At 65.4% G+C, this 6,364-nt stretch carries 4 protein-coding genes; 3 read left to right on the forward strand and 1 reads right to left on the reverse strand.

Features of this window, described 5'->3' with window-relative positions:
- The first annotated feature begins 61 nt into the window (after positions 1-61).
- Genes AC54T3_RS15470 through AC54T3_RS15480 form a run of 3 tightly spaced genes read left to right on the forward strand, consistent with a single transcriptional unit; the run spans position 62 to position 2,524 of the window.
- Positions 62-514, forward strand: a complete 453-nt coding sequence (locus AC54T3_RS15470) for a chemotaxis protein CheW (RefSeq protein WP_496626169.1) — start codon at positions 62-64, stop codon at positions 512-514.
- Between the two features lie 4 nt (positions 515-518).
- On the forward strand, positions 519-1,682 hold the full coding sequence (locus AC54T3_RS15475) for a protein-glutamate methylesterase/protein-glutamine glutaminase (RefSeq protein WP_496626171.1): 1,164 nt from the start codon (positions 519-521) through the stop codon (positions 1,680-1,682).
- Positions 1,679-2,524 carry a CheR family methyltransferase gene (locus AC54T3_RS15480; protein ID WP_496626172.1) on the forward strand — a complete coding sequence of 282 codons (846 nt, stop codon included), beginning with the start codon at positions 1,679-1,681 and terminating at the stop codon, positions 2,522-2,524. The genes AC54T3_RS15475 and AC54T3_RS15480 overlap by 4 nt, the downstream gene beginning before the upstream one ends.
- Positions 2,525-2,543: 19 nt before the next feature.
- Here AC54T3_RS15480 and AC54T3_RS15485 read toward each other — a convergent pair.
- Positions 2,544-6,364 (reverse strand): PAS domain S-box protein (locus AC54T3_RS15485; protein WP_496626174.1); only part of this gene is annotated, 3,821 nt, incomplete at its 5' end.

The following is a 6,364-nucleotide window of genomic DNA, read 5'->3' on the forward strand; positions in this document are numbered from 1 at the left end:
CCCTTGATTCGCACCCCTTGAGGGGTCATCGCTGTTCGGGACGTTCTCCATGCAAGACTCGATGCAAGACTCGAAGCCGTCGAACGAGAAGGAATTGGTCGCCTGTTTTAACCTCTGCCGAGGGGTGTTCGGGATCAGCGCCCAGCTCGTGCAAGAGGTGATCAAGGTCGGAGAGCTGACCCAGGTCTATGGCGCGCCCGACGAGGTGGTCGGGATTCGTAATCTGCGCGGTCGCATCGTCACCGTCATCGATATGGCCGCGCATCTGACCATCGGTCGCGTCGAGATGGGGCCGGAAACCCGTCTCCTGATCATGGAGCATCAGCACGAGCACTACGGCTTCCTGGTCGACAGCCTCATCGAGGCGATCACCCTCCAGCGCGATCAGATCGAACCCGTGCCGAGCAGTCTCGATCCGGCCTTGCGCTCGCGCCTGCTCGGCGTCTGGCGACAAGACGATAACCTGACCGCCCTACTCGAGCCCGATGTGCTGTTCACTTGGCCGGATGTATAAATAAATGAAAGTTCTGGTTGCGGATGATTCCAGTCTGTTCCGCCGTATCATCACCGAGGCACTGAAGCCCCTTCCAGGCATCGAGACGATCGACCAGGCGCCGAACGGGCGCCTGGCCCTGCTCAAGGTGCAAGAGCTGCAGCCCGACCTGCTGACACTGGACATGGAAATGCCGGAAATGGACGGCATCGCGGTCTTGGACGCGCTGAAGAAGCTCCCCAATCCGCCGGTCGTCATTGTCGTCAGTGCCCTGACCAAAAAAGGCGGGCATCTGGCCATCAAGGCCATGCAGCATGGGGCCTTCGACTTCATCACCAAGCCCGCCACCGCCAGCCCCGAGCAAAGCCTCGAGGCACTGCGGGCGGAACTGGCGCCACGCCTGAAGTCGCTCTCGGTGCGGTTCAACGTGCGCAACATCCTGCGCGCGCAACAGCGCACGCCCGCAAGCGCCCCCAGTGCGGGGGCCGGCACAACCCAGGGTACAACTCCAGGCGCGGCGCCGGGATCAAGCCCAGGCCCCACGTCCAACCTGGCTGCGAATCAGGCTCCACAGCAGACGCCCGGCCGCCCGGCGCGGCTCGCCCCGCCCGAGATGCTGCTGATCGGCATCTCCACCGGCGGCCCCAATGCCCTGGATTGCTTGATCCCGGCCTTGCCGGCGACGCTCGGGGTGCCGGTGCTCATCGTCCAACACATGCCGCCGCTGTTCACCAAATCGCTCGCCGAGCATCTGGCCGTGAAGAGTGCGCTCAAGGTCTGCGAGGCAGAGCACGACACCGTCGCCGAGGCCGGCACCGTCTACATCGCCCCCGGCGGGCACCACATGCGCGTGGCCAATGGCGCCAATGGGCAGATCATCATCCAGATCACCGACGCGGCGCCGGAGAACCACTGCCGCCCGTCCGTCGACTATCTCTTTCGCTCGGCCGCGAACCAGTTTCCCGGCCGCGCGATGGCGGTGATCATGACCGGCATGGGCAGCGATGGCACCCTGGGATTACGCCTGCTGAAACGCCACGGCTGCTTCGTCATCGCCCAGGACGAGGCCACCTGTGTCGTCTATGGCATGCCGAAGATCGCCGTCGAGGCGGGCGTCGTCGATAGCGTGCTGCCGCTCGGCGCCATCGCCGAGCGCGTGGTGGCGACCATCAAGGGACGCCATCGGTGAGTATTCCGCCGCTGAAAGGTGACGAGCTGCCAGCCTGGAGCGAGTACATCGCCAAGAGCTGTGGCGTGCGCCTGGACAGCAACAAGGGCTATCTGATCGAGTCCCGCTTGGGCGCGCTCATGCGCGAGACCGGCGCGAGTACCTGGACAGAGCTGCTGCGCAAGGTCAAGATCGACCCGACCCGACAGCTGCATGCCAAGGTCATCAGCGCCATCACCACCAATGAGACCTCGTTCTTCCGCGATCAGGCGCCGTTTCAGCTCTTGCGGCACAAACTGCTGCCGGAGCTGATCGATCGCCGCCAACAAGAGCGCGCCAAGCCCATCCCGATCCGCATCCTCAGCGCCGCCTGTTCCACCGGCCAAGAGATCTACACCACGGCCATCGTGCTCAAGGAACTGCTCGAAGACTTCGACGGCTATGACATCCGCATCCTGGGGCTGGATGTCTCCCAAGAGGCCGTCGCCCAGGCCAGTTATGCCCACTTCAGCCAGCTCGAACTGGCGCGCGGCATCTCGCCGCAACAACTCACGCGCTATTTCGAGCCGGTCGGCAGCAAATGGAAGGTCCGCGACGAGCTGCGCGCTACCGCGACCTTTCGCCAAGCCAATCTGCTCGAGCCGATTTCGACCCCCGGCCTCTTCGACATCATCTTTTGTCGCAATGTCGCGATCTACTTCAGCGAACCGGACAAGATCCGCCTGTTCAAGAACCTCGGCCGCGTCCTTGCGCGCCAAGGCGCGCTGATCATCGGCAGCACCGAGTCCATCACCACGCTGTGCCCGGAATGGGAACCGCAGCGCTATCTGCGCACCCTGTACTACACCAAGAAGCAGCCATAAGACATCGCCTCGAGCGCGCTCAAACCTGCTGGCGGATAGCCGCCTTCAGGGCGTTGAACTCGACCGGCTTGTGCAGGATGAGCGTCGGCTCGCCCCAATGATTCAGCGGTGGATCCCAATGTGCCTGTTGGCCGGTCATCAGGATCACCGGTAGATCCGGATACTGCTTGACTAGGCGCGCATGGAGATCGAGGCCGTCCATCACCGGCATAGCGATATCGGACAGCACCAGGTCGATGGGCGCCGCCTGGCGCGCGAGCCGATCGAGGGCCGCCTCGCCATGATCCACCGTCTCGACCGTGATGCCATCGGCCTTCAAGACGCGCGACAAGGCATCGCGCACGCGACGGTCATCCTCGACCAAGAGCACGCGCGGCGATTCACCAGCCGTGCGCGCCGAGGGTGCGGTCTCGGCCATCGCCAGCGCGCCCTTCTCCTTGCTGGGCCGCGCCGGCGAGCGCGCGGGCGATTCCGCCAGCCCCTCCGCCGACGGCGCTGCCAGTTCCCCACTCGGCCTCTCATCGCGCGCCTCGGCGGCGGCCTGCTCGGCCGCCAGCGGCCTCTCGCTCGCCGGTAGCAGCAGCCGGAAACAACTGCCAGCGCCCGGCACCGACTCGACGTTCAAACCAGCCTGGGTCCGGGATACGAATTCGCTGACCATGAACAGCCCGAAGCCATGACCACGGCTCTTGGCCTTGGTGGTGAACAAGGGCATGAAGATCTTGTCGACCAGCTCCGGCGGCATCCCACTGCCGGTGTCGCTGACGCGAATCTCAACGCAGTCCATGGCTGGCAAGTCGCCGACGATGAGCGGGCTTGCCGCCTCCCAGCGTACGGGCCGAGCGGCAATGGTCAGCGTGCCGTCGCCCTCAATCGCATCGCGCGCGTTGAGCGACAGGTTGAGCAGGGCCGATTGCAGGAAGGCGCGGTTGCTGAAGGCTCGCACGCCCGCCGCGATCTTCAGCTCGAGCCGGATACGCGCGGGCAAGACCTGCTCGATGATCTGCGACAGCTCGCCGATGGCATCAGCAATATCGATCAGCTCGAGCGGGATCTTCCCCGAACCGCTCATGGTGAGCATGCCCGAGGTGAGCACCTTGGCCTGGCCCAGGGCGCTCAGGGTCTCGGCGATGACCTGATCGACCTCGGGATCGGCGGCATTCTGTGCATGCAGCGTGCTGGCGATGAAGAACAGATTGGCATCGATCACGCCGAGCAGATTATTGAAATCGTGCGAGACGCCACTGGCAAGATGGCCGATGGTCTCGCGCTCACGCGCCTGCACCAGATTCTCCTGCAGATGCTGGCGGTAGCGCACGGCGGCGATACGCTGCGCGATCAGGCGCAACAGTTGGCTCTGCCCGAGGTCGAGCTGACGGAGCGTGCTCGCGCCACCGAGGGTCAGCAAGAACCGTTCTGGATGACCATCCGGGGTCAGGGAATCCAACACCAACCCGATCATCACTGCCTCCTCGGGCGCCGCCACCAGGATCGGGCTGCCCTGCTCGGCGCAGGCCCTGGCAACCAGCGTCGATGGCAGGCTCTGGAGCGCGCGCTCGTCGTCGCCCGGAACCGCCGACAGCAGCTCCTCGACGCGCGCATCATGCATCCGCCAGACAGCGGCGGCCTCCAGTCTCAGCGTGCGCCGCGCGAGCCGCAGCAGGGACTCGATCTGCTCGGCGTAGGGCTGCGACAGATTGAGCACATCGATCATGTGCTCCAACTGCGCCGCGTAATCCGCCAGCTCCTGCTCGGCGAGGCGCTGGCGTTCACGCGCGTCATGGAGTTCGGTCACATTCTCGACCATCGCCAGGGCCAAGGGCTCGGCATCGGAGCAGGTCGACAGCAACGAGATGCGCAGATCCACCCAAACCATCTTGCCATCGGCGCGCAAGTAGCGGCAGGTGAACCGATGCATGGGTTGCCGGCCGGCAAACAGCTCGCTAAAGGCCTCCAGGGCCTCGCGCAGATCATTGGGGTGCGTGAGTTCATCCAAGCGCATGTGGGTCAACACCTCGGCCTTGGTCCCGAGGAGCAGCACCAACGCCTGATTGACCAACACCGGGCGCCGATCCCGGCCAACGAGCGCGATCCCCAGGGGCGAATGCTCGAAGATCGCGCTCAGTTGGGCCTCGCTGTGCGCGAGGCGCTGCAGCGCCAGTTCACGTTCGGTGACATCCTTGGTCGTGCCGCAGTAACCGAGCAGCCGGCCGTCCTCGGCGAGGACCGGGCCGCCGTCGGTGGCCAGCCACAAGAGCCCGCCAGTGCGATGCCGGCAAGGGGCGATGAAGTCCTGGAACGGCTGCTTCCGCGCGATGATGTCCGCCGCCTTCGCGCCGAGATCTCCGGCTTCGGGCTCGGCGATACAGACACTGTAATGCAGCCCCAACAGCTCATGGGCCGGATGCCCGAGCACGAGTTCGCAGATATCGCTGAGGTAGGTGAAACGGCCGTCCGCATCCAGCTCCCAGGCTATGGTCCGATTCTGTCGCGCGAGCGCGTCATAGCGGGCATTGCTCTGTCTGAGCGCTGCCAGCGAATGCGCGCGCTGCTCGCCGGCGACCAGGATGTTGGCAAACAGTTGCAGGAATTGGATCTCGACGGTGCTCCAATGGCGCGGCGCCCGCACCATCTCGGCGCCGACGAAGCCGAACAGGCGCCCCTCGAGCTGCAGCGGCGCCAGCAGCAGCGATTGCACCTGTTGCGTCTCGGCGAGGCGCCGTTCCATGGCCCAACCGCTGTCGCCGAACTCGGCGACATCGGAGATCATCACCGGCTCGCCGACGGCGAGCTGCGCCATCATCATCGGGATCTTGGCGGTCGGCAGACCGAGATACTGCGCTTGAATCGACTCGATCCCAGCCGCGCTCCACTCGTTGACCGCCTCCACCTCATGACCGTCCGTGCTCAGGTGAAACAGATAACAGCGATCGGCCTGGATGAAGCCACCGACACGGGCCAGGGCCTGCTCGCAGGCGCTCTGGTTGCTCTCATCCGAGACGCTGACGAAGCCGGTGGCGAGCGTGAGCAGCTCGCTGACCATAGCCTCGCGCTCGGCGAGCGCGATCTCGGCCTGCTTACGCTCGGTGATATCGCGGCCAACGCCGATGATGCCGATGACCTCGCCGCTGCTGTTGCGGATCGCCGTGTTCGACCATTGCAGCCAGCGCCAGCCGCGCACCGTGCGCTCGCGTTGCTCCAGGCTGCAGCGATAAGGCGGCGCATACAGTGACTGCATCGCCGCCGCGACGGACGCCCGATCGTGCGGATGCACCGAGGGCATGAAGGTGTTGCCCAACAGCTCGTCTTCGGTGTGCCCGAAGGTTCGGCAATAGGACGGGCTGACGAACTCGAAGCAGCCCTGCACGTCGACGCGCACGATCAGATCCTCGACGTTCTCGACCATCAGCCGGTAGCGTTCCTCCTGCTGGCGCAGCGAGGCCTCGGTGCGACGCAGCTCGGTGACATCCAGGCAGGTGCCAACCAGGCGCTCGGGCGTGCCCTCGGCGTCAAGGTGCAGGCGCCCTTGTTGCAGCAGGGTGCGCGCAACGCCGTCCGGGCCGAGGATGCCATGCTCGAGCTGCAGGATACTCGGCGAGGCCGCGTTGAGCCCGGCGATGGTCTCGCGCACGCGCGCGCGGTCGGGGCTCGCGACCACGCCCAAGAAGGTCTCATGCGTGGCCTCGATGGCGCCGGGCGCGAAGCCGAACAGGCGAAAGGTCTCGTCGGACCATTGCGCCTGGCCGCTGCGCAAGTCGATTTCCCAACTGCCGACATGGGCAATGGCCTGCGCCTCTTGCAGGCGCGCCTCGCTCAGGCGCAGGCGCTCCAGGGTCTCGA

Source organism: Halochromatium sp. NSM3 (assembly GCF_059621085.1).

Bases quoted from the DNA above. Each gene is read 5' to 3' on its own strand.
- AC54T3_RS15470 (WP_496626169.1), top strand. From the start codon at position 62: ATGCAAGACTCGAAGCCGTCGAACGAGAAGGAATTGGTCGCCTGTTTT.
- AC54T3_RS15475 (WP_496626171.1), top strand. From the start codon at position 519: ATGAAAGTTCTGGTTGCGGATGATTCCAGTCTGTTCCGCCGTATCATC.